The sequence below is a fragment of the Vibrio sp. Isolate23 genome, from assembly GCF_022398095.1.
GTDB lineage: Bacteria > Pseudomonadota > Gammaproteobacteria > Enterobacterales > Vibrionaceae > Vibrio > Vibrio coralliilyticus_A.
Genome location: NZ_JAKEUV010000004.1, coordinates 240354 through 262382, shown reverse-complemented (window position 1 = coordinate 262382; position 22029 = coordinate 240354). Strand labels below are relative to the sequence as shown.

Annotated in this window: 13 protein-coding genes and 1 pseudogene; 5 read left to right on the top strand and 9 right to left on the bottom strand. The window is 42.2% G+C overall.

The window, feature by feature from the left end; genetic code table 11:
- Positions 1 to 15: 15 nt before the first annotated feature.
- Genes L1D31_RS13290 through L1D31_RS13270 form a run of 5 tightly spaced genes read right to left on the bottom strand, consistent with a single transcriptional unit; the run spans position 16 to position 8204 of the window.
- Entirely contained in the window at positions 16 to 519 is a 504-nt protein-coding gene (locus L1D31_RS13290) for a hypothetical protein (protein ID WP_239837577.1), read from the bottom strand.
- Complete coding sequence (locus tag L1D31_RS13285; protein ID WP_239837576.1) at positions 519 to 1685, bottom strand: hypothetical protein; 1167 nt, start codon at positions 1683 to 1685, stop codon at positions 519 to 521. Before L1D31_RS13285 ends, L1D31_RS13290 begins: the two co-directional genes overlap by 1 nt.
- A complete protein-coding gene (locus L1D31_RS13280) occupies positions 1679 to 2482 on the bottom strand; it encodes a hypothetical protein (protein ID WP_038161223.1) in 804 nt (267 codons plus the stop codon). The genes L1D31_RS13285 and L1D31_RS13280 overlap by 7 nt, the downstream gene beginning before the upstream one ends.
- Positions 2482 to 6468 (bottom strand): AAA domain-containing protein, encoded by a 3987-nt coding sequence (locus L1D31_RS13275; RefSeq protein ID WP_239837575.1) that lies wholly within the window; start codon positions 6466 to 6468, stop codon positions 2482 to 2484. The genes L1D31_RS13280 and L1D31_RS13275 overlap by 1 nt, the downstream gene beginning before the upstream one ends.
- 2 nt (positions 6469 to 6470) lie before the next feature.
- On the bottom strand, positions 6471 to 8204 hold the full coding sequence (locus tag L1D31_RS13270) for a hypothetical protein (RefSeq protein ID WP_239837574.1): 1734 nt from the start codon (positions 8202 to 8204) through the stop codon (positions 6471 to 6473).
- A gap of 866 nt (positions 8205 to 9070) precedes the next feature.
- On the opposite strand from L1D31_RS13270, the gene L1D31_RS13265 reads away from it, so the two are divergent.
- Together L1D31_RS13265 and L1D31_RS13260 are read left to right on the top strand one after the other, a co-directional pair.
- The gene (locus L1D31_RS13265) at positions 9071 to 9406 is read left to right on the top strand and encodes a hypothetical protein (RefSeq protein WP_239837573.1); all 336 of its coding nucleotides are present in this window, start codon (positions 9071 to 9073) and stop codon (positions 9404 to 9406) included.
- Positions 9407 to 9894: 488 nt separating this feature from the next.
- Positions 9895 to 11253, top strand: coding sequence for a hypothetical protein (locus L1D31_RS13260; protein ID WP_239837572.1), 1359 nt, complete (start codon positions 9895 to 9897; stop codon positions 11251 to 11253).
- A 237-nt stretch (positions 11254 to 11490) separates the two neighbouring features.
- Here the strand turns inward: L1D31_RS13260 and L1D31_RS13255 are convergent.
- A pseudogene (locus L1D31_RS13255) lies at positions 11491 to 12967 on the bottom strand (HipA domain-containing protein).
- Positions 12960 to 13295 carry a helix-turn-helix domain-containing protein gene (locus tag L1D31_RS13250; RefSeq protein ID WP_038161240.1) on the bottom strand — a complete coding sequence of 112 codons (336 nt, stop codon included), beginning with the start codon at positions 13293 to 13295 and terminating at the stop codon, positions 12960 to 12962. The pseudogene L1D31_RS13255 and the gene L1D31_RS13250 overlap by 8 nt, the downstream one beginning before the upstream one ends.
- A 378-nt stretch (positions 13296 to 13673) precedes the next feature.
- Between L1D31_RS13250 and L1D31_RS13245 the strand changes: the two genes are divergently transcribed.
- Positions 13674 to 14048 carry an MbcA/ParS/Xre antitoxin family protein gene (locus L1D31_RS13245; protein ID WP_038161244.1) on the top strand — a complete coding sequence of 125 codons (375 nt, stop codon included), beginning with the start codon at positions 13674 to 13676 and terminating at the stop codon, positions 14046 to 14048.
- A gap of 220 nt (positions 14049 to 14268) precedes the next feature.
- On the opposite strand, the gene L1D31_RS13240 is transcribed toward L1D31_RS13245, so the two are convergent.
- A complete protein-coding gene (locus tag L1D31_RS13240; RefSeq protein ID WP_038161246.1) occupies positions 14269 to 14694 on the bottom strand; it encodes an antitoxin Xre-like helix-turn-helix domain-containing protein in 426 nt (141 codons plus the stop codon).
- Between the two features lie 1151 nt (positions 14695 to 15845).
- On the opposite strand from L1D31_RS13240, the gene L1D31_RS13235 reads away from it, so the two are divergent.
- Together L1D31_RS13235 and L1D31_RS13230 are read left to right on the top strand one after the other, a co-directional pair.
- Positions 15846 to 19451, top strand: coding sequence for a hypothetical protein (locus L1D31_RS13235; protein WP_239837571.1), 3606 nt, complete (start codon positions 15846 to 15848; stop codon positions 19449 to 19451).
- Positions 19452 to 19464: 13 nt separating this feature from the next.
- Positions 19465 to 21444: a hypothetical protein gene (locus tag L1D31_RS13230; RefSeq protein ID WP_239837570.1), complete on the top strand. Its 1980-nt coding sequence runs from the start codon at positions 19465 to 19467 to the stop codon at positions 21442 to 21444.
- A 63-nt stretch (positions 21445 to 21507) separates the two neighbouring features.
- On the opposite strand, the gene L1D31_RS13225 is transcribed toward L1D31_RS13230, so the two are convergent.
- A complete protein-coding gene (locus tag L1D31_RS13225) occupies positions 21508 to 21930 on the bottom strand; it encodes a PD-(D/E)XK nuclease superfamily protein (RefSeq protein ID WP_038156627.1) in 423 nt (140 codons plus the stop codon).
- Positions 21931 to 22029: the final 99 nt, after the last annotated feature.

Genomic DNA, 22029 nt, shown 5'->3' with positions numbered 1-22029 from the left:
TAATGTTATGACGACTTATGTAAAGTCAATCCCTTCGATGAAATCCAGCAATCCACCTTGATAGAGAAAATTCTCCATCCACGTTATTTTCATTAGGCCGTAACTATCGTGATGAGCGCGTGAAAAGTTGTAAACACTATACCCTGGGCGACCTGAACCGCCTGCTGCCACATCCCGGGATATAGCTAGCATTTCGCCATCAATGCATTCCTCAGATGTCATCATCTTCGAGTGTGGGCTAGTGCCTGGGGGTTGGCGAAACAAAGCTAGTGTGTTTGGAAGCCAAGTTAACAAGTCACTGGGAAAGTCACTCTGATACAGCGCTAGCATCTCTGTACCATTGGGGAGGGTTCGCTGATCAATCTCAACAATCGATAAAAAACCATTATTTTTGTAAAAAACAAATCGCTGATTAAAGTTAGAGGTATCAACAATTTGTCCAAGTTCTGAAACACCAGAAGGAAGTGCTGCTGGGTCCAAAATTTTAGGTAGTGATGGAGACAAAGGGTATGACTTCATTACAACTTCTCTTTGATGATTTTCAGTGCACCACATGCCTTGTATTCATTCAGGTTGACTGTTCGTCTCTCGAAGTTGAGCAACTCTACTGCGCCAGATTTGTTATCAGTGCCTTCAATTAAGTTTTTCGTCAACCCATCACCTGTAAAGTGCTCGTTGTTACCTATGGCTGCATGCATTCTCATTCTATTTAACATTAAGGACGTCGTTTCTTGGTCAGTATTTTTAATCGCCAAGAAATGTCTAAATGATTCCTCATCTGAAGACCACCTTAATATACCTTGTTGTATAGCCTCTCCCACCGATGAAGCATAACGAGCTTGAAATTCATCATTCATAGTATTCGTCACAAAGTCTTTGTTAAACAATTGAGGAAATTCTCGAACAGCAAAGTTGCCTACATTTGAGAAAGTGGCTGATACACTTTCAATATTAGTGATTGTTGCGGCTTTGTTTACATCAACTGCGATTAACGCATACTCTGCGTTTTGATTTAACTCGAGTCCAAGCTTACCTGCGATGAGCTTGGGGTCAGTGTCAGAGTCTTCGATTTGATCGAATGTCGTGGTCCAGTACTGCGCTCCTTCTCCTGTCTGTCCTGACATTTCACGCCCTAGCATTCCCGCCCCCCCAGTATCATCGTTTCGAAGAAACCTACTCTCCATAAACCTCAGTTGATAACGTTCGTTCGAAACAGAGCCGGACTCTGCCATGCTCTTAAGTTCCAAGTCATTGTATTTAGGCGTATAACCTTCTTCATTGATCGCCTTTTTCATGGCATATAGACGGTAACAGACACCGCGCAATGAAAATGGTTCAAGACCTTGCTTTTGCGTGAGGGTATAAAACTCAGCTTCCCGTCTATCTACTTTGTCACCTAGGACACAGATATCATCCTGAGCAGACTCAAATGATTCAGCGTCCACATAGCTACTCTCATCGTTGACTCTGTACATAGTTTGTCGAAGTAGAGGCAATAACCGCGCTTTCAAACGAGGAGGTAAACTATTCCAGCCAATTCTTTCTACCAACGCTAATAATGAGCTGATGCTTTCAGCGGAAAGAGTGCCTAACATAGTATTTATCCAGCGTTCCAACTGATAAATATCTCTCTCTGCTCTTTGCTCCCCATCAGTGCGAGGATAGGTGATGATACTTGTCACCACTGCGCCTCCATACTGTATTTTATAATGCCTTCTTTTTGTTGTACGACCTTGTCATCTTCGTCATGGTTGTAGAGTTCATCTATATCATGCCACATACCTTGAGTATACATATGAGGCTGTTCGATAACGGTAATAGTTGACAGCAGTTTAGCTAGGGCGTTTTCAATATCTACTTTCCCGCTTTCAATTTGTTGCTGGAGACAGGTCATTAAAACGGATAAATCACCTGAGGCAATTTTTGGATGTGAAGATTTAATTGCCGTAAGTGTGTCTAGACCGCAAGAGGTCAATTTCACTTCATCTGAATGGCTGTCTAGCTCGATCATTCTAAGCTTAACTAGGTCTGATAACACGGAAGGCAAAGATGAAGGACGTCCAATAGTGAAAAGGTCCAGATTCTCTAAAAGGGATGAAAATGACATCCCGGAGAACTCTTGTGGAGAGAAGCTCAGCGAGAACTGTCGCGATGCCAACGCAGAGCAAAGTGCAGAAATTTCATCTTGTGTATTGAATTCACGTTCTTCACTTTCAAATAACTGCAACCATCCAGGGTCTTGCAGTGCATACATATTAAAGGACAGCTTGATTTCGGCTTTGACATTGACCAGCTCGATGGTGATGTTTTGTATCGTAGCCTCTCCGATGCCGTTTGCTTTACCGAGTGAATCAATCAACGACACAAGGTTGATGGCATCATTTTGTTGCCCAAAACGGGTTGTCGCAAGCAATGTAGCAAATTTAGGAATATCGTCACTGGAAATTGTTAAACGAATATCGTCGTGTGCACTATTTTTCACTAGAAATCTCCCATGTAGAGGGCTTGAAGAATACGCATTGTTGTCGCAGGCTCCAGCTTATGATTTTTATGCGCATAACGTATGACTTCCATGGTTGATACGCCGGGAGCTGGTAAGATTATGTCTGAACTTTCGGATGGATGTACAAATCGCCATTTCCCCGGGTCTCCCGCGATGGACATCGTTCCAGTTTTCTCTCTTGCTGACGCAAGCTTGCCTAGTAATGTCGTGATACTATCTTTGCAGGTGCCAGTAAGCTTTCCATTTATTTCGCGCCCTGCGGCTGTTAATACAACTTTTGGCTCGCCTTTGTCGGTGATTTGATGCTTTTGCATCGCATCGCGAAGCAATATATCTAAAATGCCCAGCCGAACACGTCCCATTGCTTCCGGCCGTATTTTGCATTCTTGAGGACTAATGAGTTCATGTTCTAAAAGCCTTTGCTTGAGTTGTTTGTCTTCGTTACTGCCTTTTATGTCACGACAAAGTGCGGTGATAATTGTATCGGCTAACTCTCGGAACAACTCCGCCCTGACTACGTTATGATTGATCTTTTCGCGTGTGGTGCGGTATTCACAGATCGCGGCTTGCCGCTCTCTTTCTCCTAATAATGCTACTTTCTTATCCAATTGAGCGACACTTTGCAGGTCAAACGCTTCCGATATTGTTTCCTTGGTCATTGCGCCCAATCGCACTCTAGTCATCTTGTTCTGAACATCCGGCATATCGCGAAACTGCATGTACAAATGCCACGCGATAGTTTCTCCAACGTAGTCCGCATCTGTGGCGAGAATAATTTCATCCACCATAGGTGCTTGCTCTGTGATACTAGAAAGGAGCAAACCAGCATGTTCACGAAGCTTAAAACGAGGTTTAAACCCTGATTTAAATAAATATTCCAGTGACCTTGATGATTCTTCATATTCAGTGATGGAGCCTTGGGTGTCCAAGACCAGGTATTCTTGTCCTAGATACTCTGATAGCACCTTCTTTTTGCCTGCTGCTTCGATTATAACGAGTCGCTTTGGAAATAGACGTGTACATCTACGTAAACCTCCAGGCTCATGTTCTGCATGTCCAAGGTAGTATCCTAGACTACGTGCTGAACTGCGTTTTTGAATAGGAAGTTGCTTGGATGACCCGACCCCGTATGTTTTCTCACAGATAAAAGCCACAAAACAGTCTTGAGCTCTGGAAACTGCCACGTTGAGTAAAAAAGGCTGTTCGTCAAAATAAGGAGTACCATTTTCGCTCGCACCATGAACGCCACTGAATATGACTATGGGTTTTTCTGCACCTTGGAGGGAGTCGACGGTCCCAATAACCATGTCTTCTACCTCACATTTATCGAGCCCCTCCATTTCAACAGATTTGGCTGTCACATGTTCAATGAGTGTTTTCTTTAACTGCTCGGCTTGCGCCTTAAAAGGGGTGACAATAGCAATCAGTTCTGAAGCAGTTCGCACAGGTTTATTCTTTTTCTGGTCTTTCTCTCGATAGAAATGAAATATTTCTTCCCATTTTTTCAATATAAACTCAGCGATCAGCTTTGCCTCCCCAACACTGTATCTTGATGTACCTTTTCGAGCATTTTTGAAGTCTGAATTGACCCATGAAAAAGAGTGTAAGGGCCCCCGCTCTTTACTGTTATGAGGTAAGAACATGAGCTTGTTGTCATAAACCACCTCATTGCAAAACTGGATGATGTTGGTTTGGCAACGGTAATGTCCCCTTAGCATGAGACCATGTCCTTGATGCGAGAAACGAGACGCTCGGCGCATAATACTTAGCATACTTCCGCGTCCCGTTGTCATATTGTGTGCGTAAGCATGCATGAACTCTTTGTTGGAGTAACCATGCGTGGAATAAGCATATGCTTCATCACCCAATGAAACATCTGTTATTACTGGCTGGAGCTGATCGACATCTCCGACGACAAGTGCATTTTTTGCCAGTGAGAGTAAAGGCATTGCGAGGCGCTGTTGTGCTTGTCCACTTTCATCCATGATTAGTAAGTCGGCCTGGCCGAGGAGGAAATGCTGCTTTGAAGCAGCGCTTGCTTTTTGTAATGCAAATAACCTCGGGGCTGTGTTGAGTGTTGCGACGAGGCAAGGCGTCAACATCGATAATCGTCGTAACCCTTGTTCCACATTGGCTTCTGTACGAGATATCAGGAGTGATGAAGAGCTCTCAGAAAGATATACACCTTCCCAATATCTAGCCGCTAGGTGAAAGGCTTCAGGACGTAAGGTGACATCGAGTAATCGATCAAAGAGTAAAGTGAAAGCGTCATCACATAGGAGGTTAAAGTCCCTATCTGGCAGAGAGGATAGGATAATCGCGTTATCTGAGATTCGTTCACGAAGTACCTCAGATAATACGTCTACCTGTGCTTTTCTATCGTTTCCACATATTGTTAGCAGTTTACCCGCCGTTTGATGAGCTTGCTCCCTGCTGCTGTGGGCCTCTTGAGCCTGAATATCGGGTACAAGATTGTATACTTTACACACTTTATATAACCAGTTGATATCTCTCTTATGACGAGGGAGTGCCTTAAGTAAAGACACAATTGCTTCACAAACTACAGATAGCTTTTTATGGCATGCATCAACGATCTTTTCGTGCATATCATCAAAGTCTTCTTGAAAAAAAGCACATGCATGCTCTTGGTATGTTGACTTCAAGCTTGCTAACTGTTCGTATTCAGAGAGCGGAGCATCTTTACCTTGCCAACAAAAAACGGATGGCTCGTCGTTTTTGCTTATTGCCCCAAGAACGTAATCATTATCACGCCCACTTTCATTTATTTTTTCCCTTTCAGAAGATGAAGGAAAGTAAGTGCCATAACTTTCAGCGTGCGGTATCCAACGTTTAAAGTGCAAAAGGCATGAGTCGGGATTTTCATCCCCTTGATAAAGGACTTTAGGAAACGCGCCAATTACATTTGTCACTGATTGGTTAGTGGCGCCTACGGCTATTGTTATCGGGCAGGGCTTGCGTTGCCAAGCCGCAAGAACCCATTGGTTGGCAACCACCGCCTTCAACATTGCTGTTTTCCCTGACCCGGGAGGGCCATTTACCGCGAGAGCATCACCAGCAAGGCACTGAGACAACTTATGGACAACGAGGCGTTGAGAGTTGTCCAAAGCGAACATTTCTCTATCTGTTCTTGATGCAAGGCTCTCTGAAAGCTGTTCATCCATGTGTCCCAATAGATAGTCAGGGTGGGTCAATATATCTTCTGCTAGCGTATCGTCTTGGGTGGGGGATGTTGGTTTCCCTTGCTCATGAGCGGATATCGCGGCAAGAAGTGGACTCTGTTGATTAGACGCATCTAACGATTCATATAACTCCAAGACGGCTTTTATTGAGCTCGTATCTCCAGCAGAAAATGATGCTATAGCTACGTCAAGGCGACATTCCGTATCAATACGCTTGGCAAGATAAGGCGCTAAATCGTCAATAGAGACTCCAGTTGTCGCTTGGCAGATCCGCTCACCATGATCATGCCATTTTGACCAGCTATCTGTCTCTGGTGGTGGATTTTTTAATCGAAACTGGGTGTATTGCTCGCCATCACCAAGCACTCGATCAGGTGTTGGTTTCTCTTTATGGCGAAGATAAGAGGAGTTAAACAAAATCGGTAGTGTCAGTGCTGGTTTTAGAGAACAAAAACTGGCGTCTGTATCTAGACGATCTATGGTTGTTGGAATTGCTAGAAAAGGAATCGCCTCATTCAGATCTTCCATGAACAGCTGATAGACAATATAGATAGGTGGTTTAGGCGAATATTGGTTCTTTGCTGTTGTTTTTTTTATAAACTCTTCCAGCAGTCTCGGCTCATCTGGTAGGTTGAATACACCGTGAACTTCAATCTCTTTTGCAAGAACACCTTTATGTCTTGTGCCTTTCAATATCTGTAAATCTTCAAACTTGGGAAGCGTACATAGGTTTTTAAGCAGATTAAGGTATCTGTGTTTTTTCATGATTACTGGCCTATGTCTACTCTTGAAAATTGGGCAATATAGTTTTTACCTCGGAACTGTTTTGTTACAACAGTAAATCTCACTTCCTTTTGATTAAGGATTGACTTAAAAGGTATTTTTTCTTTTTCTCTCAGCGTGTAGCTGATCTCACTATTAACAGCAGGACCACTACTTTCTGACTTGGTTACTTTGAACATGAGCGTGTTTTCTTTCTCTTTGTGTTGCCCAATGTACTTAAGTTCAGAATACTGAGTTTGATTGCTCGAAATTCTATTTTCATCTAAGTCAGAGCATGCCAAAACATACTTCCTCGCTTTTCGGTCTAGGCTGATTTGAAACGATGTAGAAAGTTCTTCGTCTTCTTTAAGGTGGAAAATTCCTTTCTTGGAAAGAAGCGACGCGGAGAGGGGCAACAAAAAATAGACGGCAGAGTCAACCGATACAGCTGCTAGAGCACCGCCATGGTAGTAAAAGGAAGAAAGATCACAGAGCTCTACCGATGGACTGGGCTGCATTGCAGACCAGTTCCTTATTACATGAGTACTTTTTGAAGTGATTGTTTCAGCGAGTTTTAATCCACTCACTAAGTTTTCCATGTTATGGATCTCAGCGATTTTCCACTCAAGACCTTTGCCTGAAGGTGGTTTATGGCTGATGAGTGTAAGCTCTATTTGTTTTCGTTTTTGAATGCGTGCAATACCAAATCGATGAAGTTCACTCATATGAATACGGAAGGCAAAGGTGTTTGCCTGTACTTTCTGTGTGAAGAGGGCGTAATCGGGTAAGTCCTTTGAAAAGCCAATTGAATAAAAAGTCCCTTTTATTTCTGTACCTTCATTACGCGAGAGCCCGATTAGTAGGCTTAACTTATCCGGTGAGAATTTGATGGGTACTTCATGCTGAGATGCTGCTGAAGTGAGTTCGATATCTGCAGGGATCTTCAGCTTTGAGAGCATGGTTAATTTGACACCACCTAAACCGAGCACTTCTATTTGGTACATCGATTGGGCTTGCTCTAATGCTCCCTCACTTGATACAGCGGATATTTTTCCTGTTAGTGACAGCTCAGGAGGTACGTCAAAGTTCATAAGATTCAACTGAAGATTGTCGCCATCTTCGAGGATATCCACGTTTAAGAAAATGGGATGTGTGCTAGATCGCTGGAAAGACTCAATTTGTGGAGCGAACTGCGGATAAAAAGCGCTGAATTGGATGCCCGCTAGTTCCTGACAGTCAGAAACTAGCTTTAAAAACTGTCTGCCTGAGTTTGTACTGTAGCTCATAAACTCGAAACGGTGTATTCCAGGCTTTAACAGTGGCTCAATGTGTGAGACCTGATACTGTTTGTATTTTTCTGACCATGATACGGTTGCTGATAGTGTTGTGCTCTCAGGATTGAGGAAGGAATCAATACAATTGGACCAGCACACTTGTTTAGCCAAGGAACAAGGAACACTAATGCTCTTCCCACCCAGATAGCTCTCCATCCATGCTTCATAGCCAAACTTTGTTGCTGTGAATTTACCAAGAGTTCCAGATAGTGACTTTGGAACTTCTGACCCCAGTAATTTCAGACGAAATCGATCTTTTCCTTTAACCAGTTGTACTTGAATTGGGATATCGGTTTCAAGCAGCCAAAGATATTTGCAAAAAGGGTCTGAGGGTTGAATTAAAATTTGCCATTGCTTGTGAGGCGATTTAAGAGTTATAAGTATCTTTTCGGCCTTTTCTTCCATTGACTCGATGCAAAGCGTTTGATCCAATGGCAATGACGCTGGAAGTAGGTCAACCGCTTTATAACCGTCTTGGCTTTTGACTCGAATGGCCATTACAGGCTCTTTTTTACCTTGAAACACTAGCTTTGATTTATTCAAAGTTTCGTTTGTCAGTTTTTCTTCAGCCTTTCTTGTTTGCCCATTTTTTGTGGTAAATCTCCAACAGAGAAAAGTTCCACTACTCCTAGGGTCCAAATAGGCATCATTCCCAATTAACATAATTCAATTTTTAGTCCCAAACTATTGATAGCTAAGAAGATGTATAAACAAGGCCTTTTGAAAGTTACTTCCAAATTGAGCCAAAAAAATAATCGATTCATTTGAACTACTAATATGTATCTAGAGGTATCAACACAAACTCCGACATACGATGATGTATGTTGATAGACTCCAAGTGAAAATCAGTGCTATGAACTTTCTATGGTGCAATATGATATGAGAATTTGAACGAATTGATCACTCTAATACAATGTAAAATAACTCATTTTTTGGCTGTAATCACTAGAGTCTGTTGACCTTTTGAGCTGAGAGTTGCAGTAGATGGTGGTTTCGTGACGCAAGGTTGAGACTTGGGATTATAGTTGCCCACGCGGAAAATGCAGACAAAAGGAACCACAAACTTAGCCCGAAGGGGCACCTAAAAGCATTTTATTCTTTGCAAAAGGTACTCACAGTTTTGTTCCAGATTGATCTGCACTAGTGTTGCTAGGTACACGACGAAGCGACATATTTGCCCCGAAATTTGTTTCAGCGCATTCGCTCTAACGGCAGTCTAGCTGATTTTGCTATACTGCAACTAATCTAAATCTCCTGCCAGGTTGTATGCGATGAGCAAGAAAAAGTTGACCGAAACAAAGCCAGATTGGATATCTTTCGCCGACGAAGTCGAACGGGTTACCGATGATTTCATGGCTGACCGAAATGAGGCTTTTGATGAGGCTGGTTCAAATTTGGTGAATCGACATACCTTCATTTCAGAACTCATGTCAGCTCTAGATAGTCTTCCTGACGGGGATATTGAGCTTTGCGATTTAGCAAATGAAATTGGTCGAGTCATTGCTAATTTGAACTCACCAAATAAGGCACTCTTACGTGAAGTAATTTATGGTGTTGAACATGGTTTTGACATGATTAGCAAAGAAAGGGGAACTTCGAATGAGTAAGCTTGATGAATGGGTCGACAACAATATGACATTAACCAGTATCATCATAATGGTTGTGGGCTTAACACTTGGATACATCCTTTTCTAGTATCAATTACTAAGGTTTCGAGGAAAACCTCAGTTGTTGCATTTTTTGCAATAACTCCAATCTTCTAATTGTGCACAGCCTGTTGCACAAATCAGTCAGAATCAAAGATGCCCCTTTCCTTTCTAGTAACGCTAAACCTCACTAATCACAGTGAGGTGATTCGTCCGACTTTTTCTTATCTGTGTAATGTCTTGGGGGTAGCTATAGCCAATGGAATAACGCAATATATTCCATTGGGTTAATGTTTGGGAAGAATTGATGCTAGTTAAAACCCTCAGTGCTTCGCACTTTGTCGCAGACACTAACCTCGTCGAGTTAGAGCATGGACTTTTAAACTCAATTACGTAGCACTCGAAACTAGATAGAATACAGAAGACTTATTAACACGGATTTAGAAACGATGGGAAGCTACGTATACGACTACTTAAATGATTCATTGCTACTCGATAGAACACTCGTAACTAGGTTTTACAGTGGTTTGTCAGACGCTGTACTAGAACAGGAACTTATCAAGTATCGTGAGTACTGCTTAAAGGTGCTGCCTGAAATACGTGATGCAGTGAAATCTAACGGTGTGGTTAGTTGCTTGGCAACTGATACCCTGTCTCATACTTCTCATCTAAAACAGGCTGCACTGTATCTCGAAGAAGCTGTAGTTGCAGATCCAGTATTTGAACTAACGGACTTTAGAACCCAAGCTACAGAAGCCCTGACATCATTTATGGGTATGGCGTCAACCCCAAAAGTAGACCGCCAAAAACTAGCTAAAGCAGCGGTTCGACTGATTGAATTGCGTCCGTTAGTATCAGGTGGTTACGTCAAACTGTACCCGGTTACTTTTGAACTTGAGAAGGGTGCTGAAGTACCACTGCTCTACTCAGATGTTGGATTTGAAGATTGCTTACCTCCAAACATCTTAGAACAGTACAAAGCTAGTGCAGATGTTCGAAGTGTTCAAAACGATAATGGACGAATGCTCGTAATGCGAGATCTGTATCCATGTAGAAACATCAGCATTCATTTTCAAGGTATGGAAAGTGGCTTCGCTATGGGTTATGTATTAAACCCAACAAAATTTGAACCGACTGATAAAGAAAACGTATTCACCATCATTCAAAAGAAGTCCTCTGTGCCACCCAGTAAACCTGATTTTGATGCTTGGGTAAATCAATCTGTAAATCAAACCGCACGAAATCACTTCATTGAACTAAGTAAACGCATAGCGTTATCTGAATACCTTGGCTGCATGTTTGGTACGGAACATCCATTCGAAAGCAATCTGCTTAACATGAATGTCGGTAGTGCGGATATTCAAGCCAATACATTAAATTGTGCGCTACAGATGGACGTGCCATTCTTGGAGCAAGTGTCCTCTGCTGATTTGATGTCTATCCGAAACAACGATGGTGAAGCATTCCAGTCATTCCGTGCTGAATTAGAAAAAGGGCTGCGTGAAGCAAGGCATGAAGCTAACCTTAGTCGTGTGAAAGCAATTATCGAAGATACTCAGCATGAACTATTCGAAGTACAGATGCGCCAGATCGCACCTCAAATTAAGCACATCCAAAACACCCATCTTGCTGAAGCAGTAATTGCCGTAGCGGGTTTAGGTCTTAGTGTCGTGACTGGCGGGGCAAGTTTGATTGCTACTGGCATAGCAGGGCTTAGTGGAATAAAATCACATAGCGACTACAAATCAAAACTCACTGCTAATCCAAGTCATTTCTTGTGGAATGTAAAACAAAAAGAAAAAAAGTAATTGGATTGGTTCGTTATTCGATAGAAAGCCCGCTGTATGTAGACTATTTGTTATGGGATTGCTTACTTGGCCTTGTAGGGGCGACTTCGCTCTCTCTATTGCTATCGAACCTAACAGTGGCTCTTTTCCTTTTTCCATAGCTGTCGTAATTCATTAATAACTGATTTAGCAAATGTGCTAACAAGCTTTTGTCCAAATATGGCTTATAAAATGCGCCCCCACACACAGAAATTGCCATTAAAGAAGTTCGCTCATTTCTGGCACACTGTCAGCTTGAGCTAGCAAGTTGTCACATTCTGTATGAATGAGTGATACACATAGTTCTATATGTTCACGCTCTCCATCATCGATTCCTTGAGCTTCGGTAAGTCCAATCGTTTCCTTCAAGGCATTCTTTATAGCACCAACGGTTGCTACAATTATAGAAGCCATTTTGGTTCCTGAATAGCCGAGCAAAGCGGCAAACTCAGCTAGATCATAGCTGGTAATAGGGCATTGGAAGTTACCTTTTGGAGGATTTTGAAAGTCTTCGCTTTCCCAATCTCCAATCGACATTGCAAAATATTGAGGGATACTGGCGGCACGACCCTCATCAGGAGACAATTTACCGCTTCGTGAGTTGCGTTTTGCTCCCTCTTGAGCGATTGCTTCTATGTTTACTAAATCATAAAAAGGGGTCAGTTCCAGGCCTTTAGGGGTGACGAAGAAGCTAATATTTTTACCGTGGGCATCGTAGTTTAGCGTTACTAGATTAAAGAGCATCCATTGGGTGAGCTTTAGGCTAGTGATGACCGTGTCTATGGTTTTGACGCACAGTAGGCGTGGGAAAGAAACGCCATCACGCATATATACGCCATCGCCTTCATCCCCATTCTGACGCTCGTATTTGTAACCTGGAGGTAAGTCAGTTGCCTGACAGCCATCAATCACATGTTTTCGTTGAACGACATCACGAGTCGCGATATAGGCACGATCGAACCGCTCTATGACCAGTGCCCTAGTCTTCCCAATACGGGTTAACTCAACATTAGCGACGTCCAAACCTGCTAGCTTAGCTAATGTCATGCAAAAGAACTCATTAACAGCAATACACGGTGCTTTACCGCTTTCAAACTTCAGAATGTAGTTCGAACTTAATTTTCCTTCACCAAACCCCCATTCCTCACGGCGCTTAAGTAAGTTTAACTTGTTTTGCACACCGGCAACCGAAAGGCGAACCTTGCCGTCCCAATAAACTAATGGGGCTAAATTTCGCTCTAGTCGTTCTATTAGTTCATTATCAGGGACAGCTCTAAAGCTGGTTTTCTCAGGTTCTGAGTTTGGGACTCGAAAAGATAATGCGCCAGATGTTTCCGCACCAAGCTTACGAATCAGCCCAAACGTATTGCTTTTGGAGATAGTGGTGTTTTTTATCATCTCCTCAAAGGCTTCTCCTTCAGGAAGTAGATTTCTGAGATAGTTCTCGATACTTCGNGTTTTTTATCATCTCCTCAAAGGCTTCTCCTTCAGGAAGTAGATTTCTGAGATAGTTCTCGATACTTCGTGGCGAAGCCTGATCATCAAAAGTGATGTGTGGAGAAATCGGAAAACCAGTGTGTTTCCATTCATCTTCATAGATGAACGTGAACCCTGTTTCTGTTCCGACAGGAAGAATCAAACGACCAATTTTGGTATTCGTGCCGATAAACACGTCTAACTGTTGCAATTTACTCATACCAACCATCCTCATTGCTTATGACGCTATTTTCATCTTGGGAGGTTATTTGGTTATGTGGACGAACAAATAGGTTTATGTCGATAAGGCGTAACGACAGCCCTAAGATATCCATGAGCACGAGTACATTGGCAAAGGTGACACTGGTATCGCCTTTTTCAATCTTCATGATTGTCCTACGAGATAAATTGGCTGTTGAAGCGAGATCATCAATACGCCAGCCTCTATCGGTGCGTTTAGAGCGAATGGCGCTCCCCAGCGTTTCCATACTGAACTCGGTATTCAAATCAGGCATAGGTTGTGCCTTTACCATCTTACCTTTTTTCATAAGTGCCTTTTAATGTACTTTTGTCACTATTGGGGGCGTCTTAACATATAAGTTCACTATAACTCACTTTTGTGATGCTTGTATAAGAAATTATTTAAAAGTGCAATTTAAGTAACTTATGTTTAGTTTGCTAGTTGCATGTTCGTTCCAATCAGTGGCAATCTGTTTTTGCTAAACTAGAGTAAGCGTGTCATAAAATCACCATGTGAATAGAATAAGGTTCTAAGCAGCAATGAAAGTTAAAATTGAGAAGACCTGTGATGGTGAAGCTTTCTTCAACATTCCAGAAATACTGCAAGAAGNGCAATCTGTTTTTGCTAAACTAGAGTAAGCGTGTCATAAAATCACCATGTGAATAGAATAAGGTTCTAAGCAGCAATGAAAGTTAAAATTGAGAAGACCTGTGATGGTGAAGCTTTCTTCAACATTCCAGAAATACTGCAAGAAGAATTACAATGGGAAGAAGGCGATCAAATCGAATGGCTCGACAATAACGATGGCTCATGGACTTTACGCAAAGTTGAACTTGAGGATGATACCCAGTCGAAGTCTATAGAGTACATTCTTTCACAACATCCTACTTTAAAAGAGCAAATGGAGGATGTGTTTGAGGACTATGGTTTGAGAGCAGAATGGTTAACTTCCGCAATTCCAGCGCTATCTGGTCTAACTCCGCTAGAAGTTGTGCTTAAAGGTGATTTAAAACGCGTTTTAGATGCACTAAATCGTATCAAGTATGGTGATTTTTCTTGAGATGCTTTTATCTCATAAAATCAGGTTGATATGTTGAGTCATTGGCTATCTCTTTCCGGATGAAGCCTACTTTGCGAGGCAGAGATAGGCTACATTGACTGGAACTAACACGCTTGTACCCAATCATAGTGCGTCTAAGGACCGATGTCGCAGAACCAAACAGACCAACTTTCCCTGCTATGTCAGAAAAGTGGCTTTGTGACCATCGGTAGACTTCCATTTAAGCCGTATATCCGTACTTCAACTTATTGATCTCTTCTGTCACCAGAATGATACCGGTTTTTGTGTCACAGAGTGAAAGTAGTGTTTCGTTTTCAAACACCAAACTGGGTTTATTTAACCAGCGTAATGTCGCATCATGATCACCAAAATACTCATCTGCTTCTTTGACCATATCTGCAAGCATAAGAGCATGTTCACTGGCAGTTGGGCTTAGCGTTGCGTTCGGCTCTTTCATTTTTCGCTGGAGAGTACGCAGATTAACGCCAATAATTTTCGCGTAATCTGTCTTAGTCAGATCAAGAGTTAACATTCCTCTATCCAGCATTTCAACAGGAAGCCCTTGACGAATAATTTTTAGACTATCGATTACGCTCTGAGCTTTGCGCTTGTCACCTCCAAGCATTTCATAAGCAGCACTGAACATTAAAATACCTCCGAATCTAACTACACTTACACAATAAGCGTAATTAGATTATTTTAACATGGAAATGTGTCGAGGCTTGCTAGTTGCCTACATACTCTTTCCAATTAGTGGCAAGCTGGTTTTGCTCCACTAGAACTAATCCAAGTATCGTATTGCTGTATATGTTATAAACGAAAATGGTTCATGGATAACAGTTACAACTGATGAATTGATAGGGTTGTTAGCTAGCACGAGCTAGCGCGTCGGCACAACAGATGAGAGAACTAGAATGTTGTTTCTAAGTATAATATTCGCATTGAGTTTAGCTATTGGTGCTTTTACTCTCTATTCGGAAAACGTTCACATTTGGCTCTCGAAACATATGGATGAATATGAAAAAGAGCTAGAGAAAAACAATCCAGAAGAGCTAAAAAAGCTGAAGAAAAAATACCAGCGTTAACCACCAATCACCTGATTCAACCGTAAATTTTATTAAATTTTCGGTTAATCTTACCGCCATTCATGCTAGTTTTCTGGGAAATTCAGATTCAACCGTAAATGAGGTTAAATTTACGGTTATTACTCCTACCTACTAACTCATTTTTTGGGGAATACAAAACTCGGTCAAGGTTTAGTGATTAGCTAAACGTGCTTCTGATTACTTATTTGGGTGCGAATTACTTGGTAATGTAGAGAAGCAGTTCGACTATATACTAATGAATTTATAGAGTTATTTATTAGTTTAGCTGAGTGCGAAATTTACGAATTTTGACATTAGAAAATTTACATCGAAAAGGAGCTTGGCCGGACGCCTCAAAACTGTGTTGGAGTAAGTTCTCTTAGCATTTCTACTGGCTGCCTTTGACTGAACTGAGTTTTGAAGCTACTGAGAACGGTTACAGAATGGCTCTAGAAAATTATATATTCTATGTGCGGCCAAATAATACTCCTGAAGGTAATGTGCTTGAACAATTTGCTTTTTATTGAAGCACATGAAGAAAACACTACCCCGTATAACTTGCCGCTCTATGAACAAATAGGACACCAGCGTAAGAACACTTGTGTAAGTGTGAAACTAAATACTGCGTTGGGCACAGAGCCAAGAATATGTGATTGTGTTGCACAATCAGTTACATATATATTGAATGAAACAGTTCTTTCAAGGTTAAATGATGACAACAGAGCAAGTTTCTGCCAGTACACAGCGTCTTATCAATGCGTTTCCACACGGGACGGTTCCCTCGCTCGATGATACAAACCCCATTTACGAGTTACTTGAAAAGACTTTTTATGAGGCCCGTGTGATTGGTTCTTCCGAAGGTTGCTATATGCCAATGCCTTTTCCTACCGGTGTGGGTAAAACGCACAATACGTTGTCTTTAATTATCAAAGCAACTTTAGATGATATTGAGCAAGAACTGACTTTAAGCGAAGACTACGAACCGAGGACCATCTACTACATTACCAATTCTGTCGATAATGTGTTGGAAGCCTATAACAATCTGGTGACAAGGGTAAAAGAGAGTAACTTTCTCAATGAGATCCAAAAAGCCACCGTTATTGAGCGTTTTCTTTACGCACCTTCAAACTCCCGCTCGTTACTCGATATGTTGGATCATAAAAATGATGCCCTGGACAAAATTTTCACTCTGTTTGAGGTTGAGAAAAATGCAGCGTTAATGAACAGCATTGATCAACTGAGAAGTGAACAGAGCGTGCTTAATGTTAATCTCTCCGCAGCGCAAAAGATGACCCTCACTCAGCGCATTACTGATACTGCTAATGAATGTTATTCAGCACTCATACGGCACATTCAAAAAATACAATTAGGTGATAAACCAGTATCCTTGACCGAAAGAAATGTTGCGCTATTAAGTGCACTTATTCCGGGAGTAAAAGTAGAAACTGGTGTCGCCCGGGTTGTATTCATGACTACCAAAAAGTTTCTATTTGGGCTACAGCAATCCAAAGGCAAGTTTCACCCCGCAAGTCATCTTGGTAACAGCATGTTATTAATTGATGAAGTCGATCGGCAGCATCAGGAAATGTTGACGCATTTAGTGTCATCCAATGATACGGACTTACTTGCGACTCTACGTACCATTCATTCCAATCTAAAAGAGCAGAAACTCTGTACGAAACCACAGTACGATGGCATCGAGGAAATGTTTGAAAAGTACCTTGATAACGTCAAAGAGTTTTTTGAGAAATGGTCGCTTCAGTACTCTTTCGATGTGCATCCTAGTGTCATTAAAGAAAACAAGGAGATCCTATTATTTAGTGACACAATGACGACACACATTACCAGCGTAAAAGGAAGGTTGGCATTCAGTTTTAACAATGCTCATCAACAACATGAGATCTCACATTATGGCCAGTTTGAAGACCGTGCAGAAAATGACTTCCCTAAATTTCTTGGTGGCCTTGAGCGTCTGGTCAATCGAACATTCCACTCTTTGGTTCGTCGAGCAGAAGAGCGGTACAGAGAGAACCGCTCCAAGAACATGTCTGAATATGAGCTTCGTCAGTTAACCTCATCACAGGCGATAGCCAGCATTCTAGATCAGCTCAATCTTCATAGCCTGCGTCAGCAATTGAATCAGCAGTTAAACTATCTAGTTGGTAGGAAATTTAGCCCTCGCAGAAGCGCGGCTAACTACCATACTCGAGGCATACGCATGATCGAAGTGGACCGACTCCCGGAAGCTCAAGATTCGGTCATGTTCAAACATCATGGTTATAGCATGTCTCCAACTGGTATGTTGGCAGCGTGGGTAGAGTCAGGGTGCTGTATTCTGGGAGTTAGTGCGACCGCGGAATGCCCCTCTGTCATCCATAATTTTGACATAAAGTACCTGGAGCGAAGCTTGGGTTCTAATTTTATTCGATTGTCCCGGTCTGAGCGCAGTGCAATTCGTACTTACTATGAGAGTGAGCGCAATTACAGTGGGAGGGGGGTTGAGATTGTGCTTAGTCATGTAGAGCACGATTATGTCTTTATTCGAGATCTTCTTGGGCAGTGGAACCCTAAAGCCAAAAATAGAGAGTTACTTTATTGTTCATTGTTCCAATGTACCGAACTGCAGATTGATTTCAATTTAAGCTGGTTGAGCAAGCTGTGTGAGGCAATGCAAAGGTTCGCACAATGCCCCAATAACCGCTACATGCTTGGTATGCTCAATCGCAGCATTAAAGGTGACTTAAGCAAGTTTTTAACCTGGTATGGAAAACACCTTTCTGAAAACATACAAGCACCCGTAAAGGTAGTCACTGGCATCAATGCACATTTTCTTAAGCAAGGGCGATTTGATAAAGAGGTTATTTCGCACCTTGAGAACCAGCCAGGAAAAGTGATAGCCATTACAGCGTATCAAACCATGTCATCAGGGAAGAATCCGGATTACAAGTTTGACCCCAGATTTGAAAATGATTCATTGAGACATGTGGGACATCGAAGTCGCGAACGAACCGATATCGACTTCATGTATCTTGAAGAACCAACTAATCTAATTTCAGTCGAGGGTAAACCTGAGACTCGCACGAGCGATCGCTTATTGCTTTTAAGTTACGGTATGGCGTTGCAGCAAGCCGGCATACTCCCCCCTAAAAGCAGTAACATATGGGCACATAAAGTTGTGACACACAGCAGTCCCTTTAACTTATGCAGAGAGTTAAAGGGTCAGTTTTACCAAAAAGATTCAACCGATAGTATCAATGCTATTTTTCGGGTGATTGAGCAAGCCGTTGGGCGGGCGGCTCGAACTGAAATGAAACGAGAGTCAGTCTATATCGTTGCGGATTCATTACTGGTTCAGTTGCTATCCAAAGACGAGCGCGATGTATCCCTCTTTTCTCATGAATACCGAGAGCTTGTTGCCTATGCCAAGCAACAATTTGGCATGTTAAACACCCCCGTTGATCGAGAATCTAAACATCGCCAAAACTTAGCGATATTGCATACGGGTCGCTCTCTGGGCGCCATAGAACGAATGTTATATCGAATCAATGAACAACAAAACTCTGATCATATTGAAGGCTGGCAGTTGCTGAGACACAACGTGCTAAAGGTGCCAGCCTCTGTAGAAGCACCTACTTATGAGGAATACTACGTCCAGTCTCCAGAAGACTGTGGTTATTGCTACACACCTGCTTTGAATGAACGGCATTCGGATGACTATCGATTCTTTGAACTGGCTGTTGCCCCTATCAAGCGAGTGAGTGAGCTACGTTCCTTGCTACCAATCTTTATGCGAAATGAAATTGCGAAGGCCCATTTTGAATCGAAGGGGTTTGCAACTCAATGGGCACCAGATGCACGTTATGTGCTAACTCCTCCCATGTTTATCAACATTTATTTGGGAGCGTTAGGGGAGGAAGTCGGTAAAGCTATCTTCAAACATTATGAGTTCAGCTTTGAATCTCTGCCGGTTGAGCACTTTGAGGTGTTTGACGAAATTATTGTTCGCGAAGGAAACAAAGCTCTCATTGATTTTAAACATTGGGATCTTGCCTCTGTACGCTCATTGCCAGATGAGGAACGTAAAAAAACCATGGCTGACTTGAGTAAGAAGCTGTCGGCACTTGAACTAAACAAGCTAGTGGTCTGTAACATGCTTAAGCAAGGAGATGAACCCGTATCGTACTACGATTCAGATTTTAACTCATTGCCCAGCCACGTAGGGTCATCAATTATCGCTATCCCGAGTTTAATCAATAAGCATGATGGTAGTGTCGATATAGACTCAATTACAGCTCTGTCTCGCTGGTTGGACATCTAAAGGAGTAACTAACGTGTCGAAAGAAATTTTGGTAAACCGTATTAATGTTCAATTTAACGATGAGCAAATTGATGGGCGCTTTGATTTTTTTAAAATCAACTGTGATCTGAGAGGCAAGCAAGCTTATGGCAAGGCTGTGACGACAATTTACGAGGAGGTAAAGCCATTGTCTCTTTGTAAGACACAGGATGGGTACGCCGTACTTGTTGAAAAAGGTGCAGCCCACACTCTCAATGACTCTAACTATGCGGTTACCCGTCAAACCTCAGCGGATATGGCGATCAGTTCTAAGGCTAAACTGCTCATCGGTGCATTACCGATACTGCAAAGCGATCACCAAAAGTGCTCCGAAGGGGCTGGGCTTTATTATCTATGTGATGTTGAACCTGTGCGAAAGGTTGATGTACTACGAACCTATGAAGTAAAAATCGAGTATGAGCAAAAACAGCATCTCGTATTGAACATAGTGTCTGCCACATTTACTCCTGTGAGTTATCACACCAATGCTGAAGGCAAATTATATGGTGATTGCACCTACTTACCCAAGTTGAAGTTCGACCAATGGACTCAAGAACTCACTCGTTCTCAAGAGGGGGAATACATTAAGAAAAGACATCGTGACAAAAGGATGAGTGGGGAAATGGTCTCGTTAGATACGAAGAACCCGGGTAAGTACTGGCGATCAAAAATGGGTGTGTTGGCAACGTTTATGGAAGACGTCAAACGCCATCTTTCTGATTATATGCAGATCGAATTTGAAACCTTGTCCCCCCAGTATCGTGCTCGATTCAAAGATCAGGACATCAAGTTGGCTTATCGTGCCATCAATGACCTACTAACAGAATACCCAATTAACATAGTTAATCTAACCGATTGCGATTGTATTGAACTGGAACATGCTTTAGAAAAAGATGGATTTCGAGTCACTCATTCCGCGGATGTCAAACCCAAGACATTGAACCTAGCGATTCACCATGACCCAGACTACTACGAATCGAGAGGCTTGCCTGATCCATATAAGCAATTGCGAGCCGAAACGGATGTGATCATTCAATCTGCTTACCCTCAAACCCTCATTAAAAAAGGAAAACTGTCACAGTCCCAGTATGAAGCGTGTAAGAAAGAGCTTTTCGTGAAACTAGAAGTGATGAATGGTGAACTCTTACTGGTTAGGCCTAAGGGAAACTGGCTATTTGTGTTATGCCATCAAATAGATAGAAACACGAAAGTCTATGACACCCTGCTCGTAAATGGCGGTAAGCTTTCCTTTGAACGAGTTGATGAACGCAGAGCTCAAGATCTATTCCTGCTGGATTTACCACGGCAGCTTAAAAACAATGAGCATGCTGTTGTTGATTTAGCGTCGAGTGATGCCTTTATTTTTGAAGATACCAAGTATGTAGCACTACCTGAGTATCAACAGTTAGCGAAAGTAATGAGTGAGCTTGCGGACGGCTACGCCAGCGGCATTAAGCGCACTTGGGTTGAAGAATTTCTCGAACGACTTAATGCAGGTGATATTGAAGTGGTTAATCCTAAAATGGTAGCAGATCGCTTGCAAACGCTCCTACTTCGAAATCCAGCCTCAACGACCTTGTATAAAGAGGCGATTTTTAATGATAAAGACAACGCCATTGCCTACAAGGGTAGCCTACAAACCTTTTTCGATTGGGTTGCCGAAGAAAAAGGACTTCGTCTAGCGGCGTCATTGAAAGGGCAAGACTCTGGGCTTATAGAGGCGTCACTAGGTTTTTTCTATAACGATGAAGAAAAGCTGTATTTTGTTGGTGATAAAGACAACGTCAAAAGCTTACCTCGATTCTGCCGAATCAGACGAATTTTGACTGACGCTGCAGAAACCCCGGAGGAGTTACTTAAGATGATGAGAGTTTTCCATATTCGTCATAAGCAGGCAACGGTATACCCATTCCCATTTAAACATTTGAGAGAGCTGGCTTTGGCGGCAGGTACACCATCTCAGCTTAAGCATTGATACCTTTGTTTTTATCACCATGGACGTGTGCCCATAGTGGCACACATCATGTTATACTCTAACTTAAGCAGCGTGACTGCCTAAATCTGGTCCAATAAAAGAAGCTAGCTCTTCTACTGTGACAGCTGTTAGTTTCGGTGCTGAAGAACGGTACGAATTCAAAAACTCAATCGCTCGATCATGTTTCAACAACTCACTTCCGCCACAAACAACTAAGTAGTCATCATAAGAAGATCTCGCAGCGTCCATAACGGTATAGCCAAGTTTCTCTATTGCAGTACCACTGGATTCTTGAAACTTGGCAACAACCTGAATTGTACGCATTGGCGTAAGTACAACAAAGTGCGCATAGTCACTTTTCTCCGGGAAAATGCTCGGATATTTGACATTACGCTGGTATGTCATTGGTTGATTAGACATACTTTCAGAAAAGCCGAGCTCCTGAAAAGTACTAGAAATGTCGTTTAGTAGATCTTTTCTACACATTCGTAGTTACCTCAATAAAATTCATTCCCCCGGATACAGGGACGAATCCGGGGAAAACATGTCGCTCCTTCAAATTTTTGTTAAAGAAACGGCTCGTAA

Excerpts from the sequence above, each read along its gene's own strand:
- L1D31_RS13290 (WP_239837577.1), bottom strand. The coding sequence starts at position 519 with ATGAAGTCATACCCTTTGTCTCCATCACTACCTAAAATTTTGGACCCA.
- L1D31_RS13275 (WP_239837575.1), bottom strand. The coding sequence starts at position 6,468 with ATGAAAAAACACAGATACCTTAATCTGCTTAAAAACCTATGTACGCTT.
- L1D31_RS13270 (WP_239837574.1), bottom strand. The coding sequence starts at position 8,204 with ATGGAAGAAAAGGCCGAAAAGATACTTATAACTCTTAAATCGCCTCAC.
- L1D31_RS13265 (WP_239837573.1), top strand. The coding sequence starts at position 9,071 with ATGAGCAAGAAAAAGTTGACCGAAACAAAGCCAGATTGGATATCTTTC.
- L1D31_RS13260 (WP_239837572.1), top strand. The coding sequence starts at position 9,895 with ATGGGAAGCTACGTATACGACTACTTAAATGATTCATTGCTACTCGAT.
- L1D31_RS13250 (WP_038161240.1), bottom strand. The coding sequence starts at position 13,295 with ATGAAAAAAGGTAAGATGGTAAAGGCACAACCTATGCCTGATTTGAAT.
- L1D31_RS13245 (WP_038161244.1), top strand. The coding sequence starts at position 13,674 with ATGAAAGTTAAAATTGAGAAGACCTGTGATGGTGAAGCTTTCTTCAAC.
- L1D31_RS13240 (WP_038161246.1), bottom strand. The coding sequence starts at position 14,694 with ATGTTCAGTGCTGCTTATGAAATGCTTGGAGGTGACAAGCGCAAAGCT.
- L1D31_RS13235 (WP_239837571.1), top strand. The coding sequence starts at position 15,846 with ATGACAACAGAGCAAGTTTCTGCCAGTACACAGCGTCTTATCAATGCG.
- L1D31_RS13225 (WP_038156627.1), bottom strand. The coding sequence starts at position 21,930 with ATGTGTAGAAAAGATCTACTAAACGACATTTCTAGTACTTTTCAGGAG.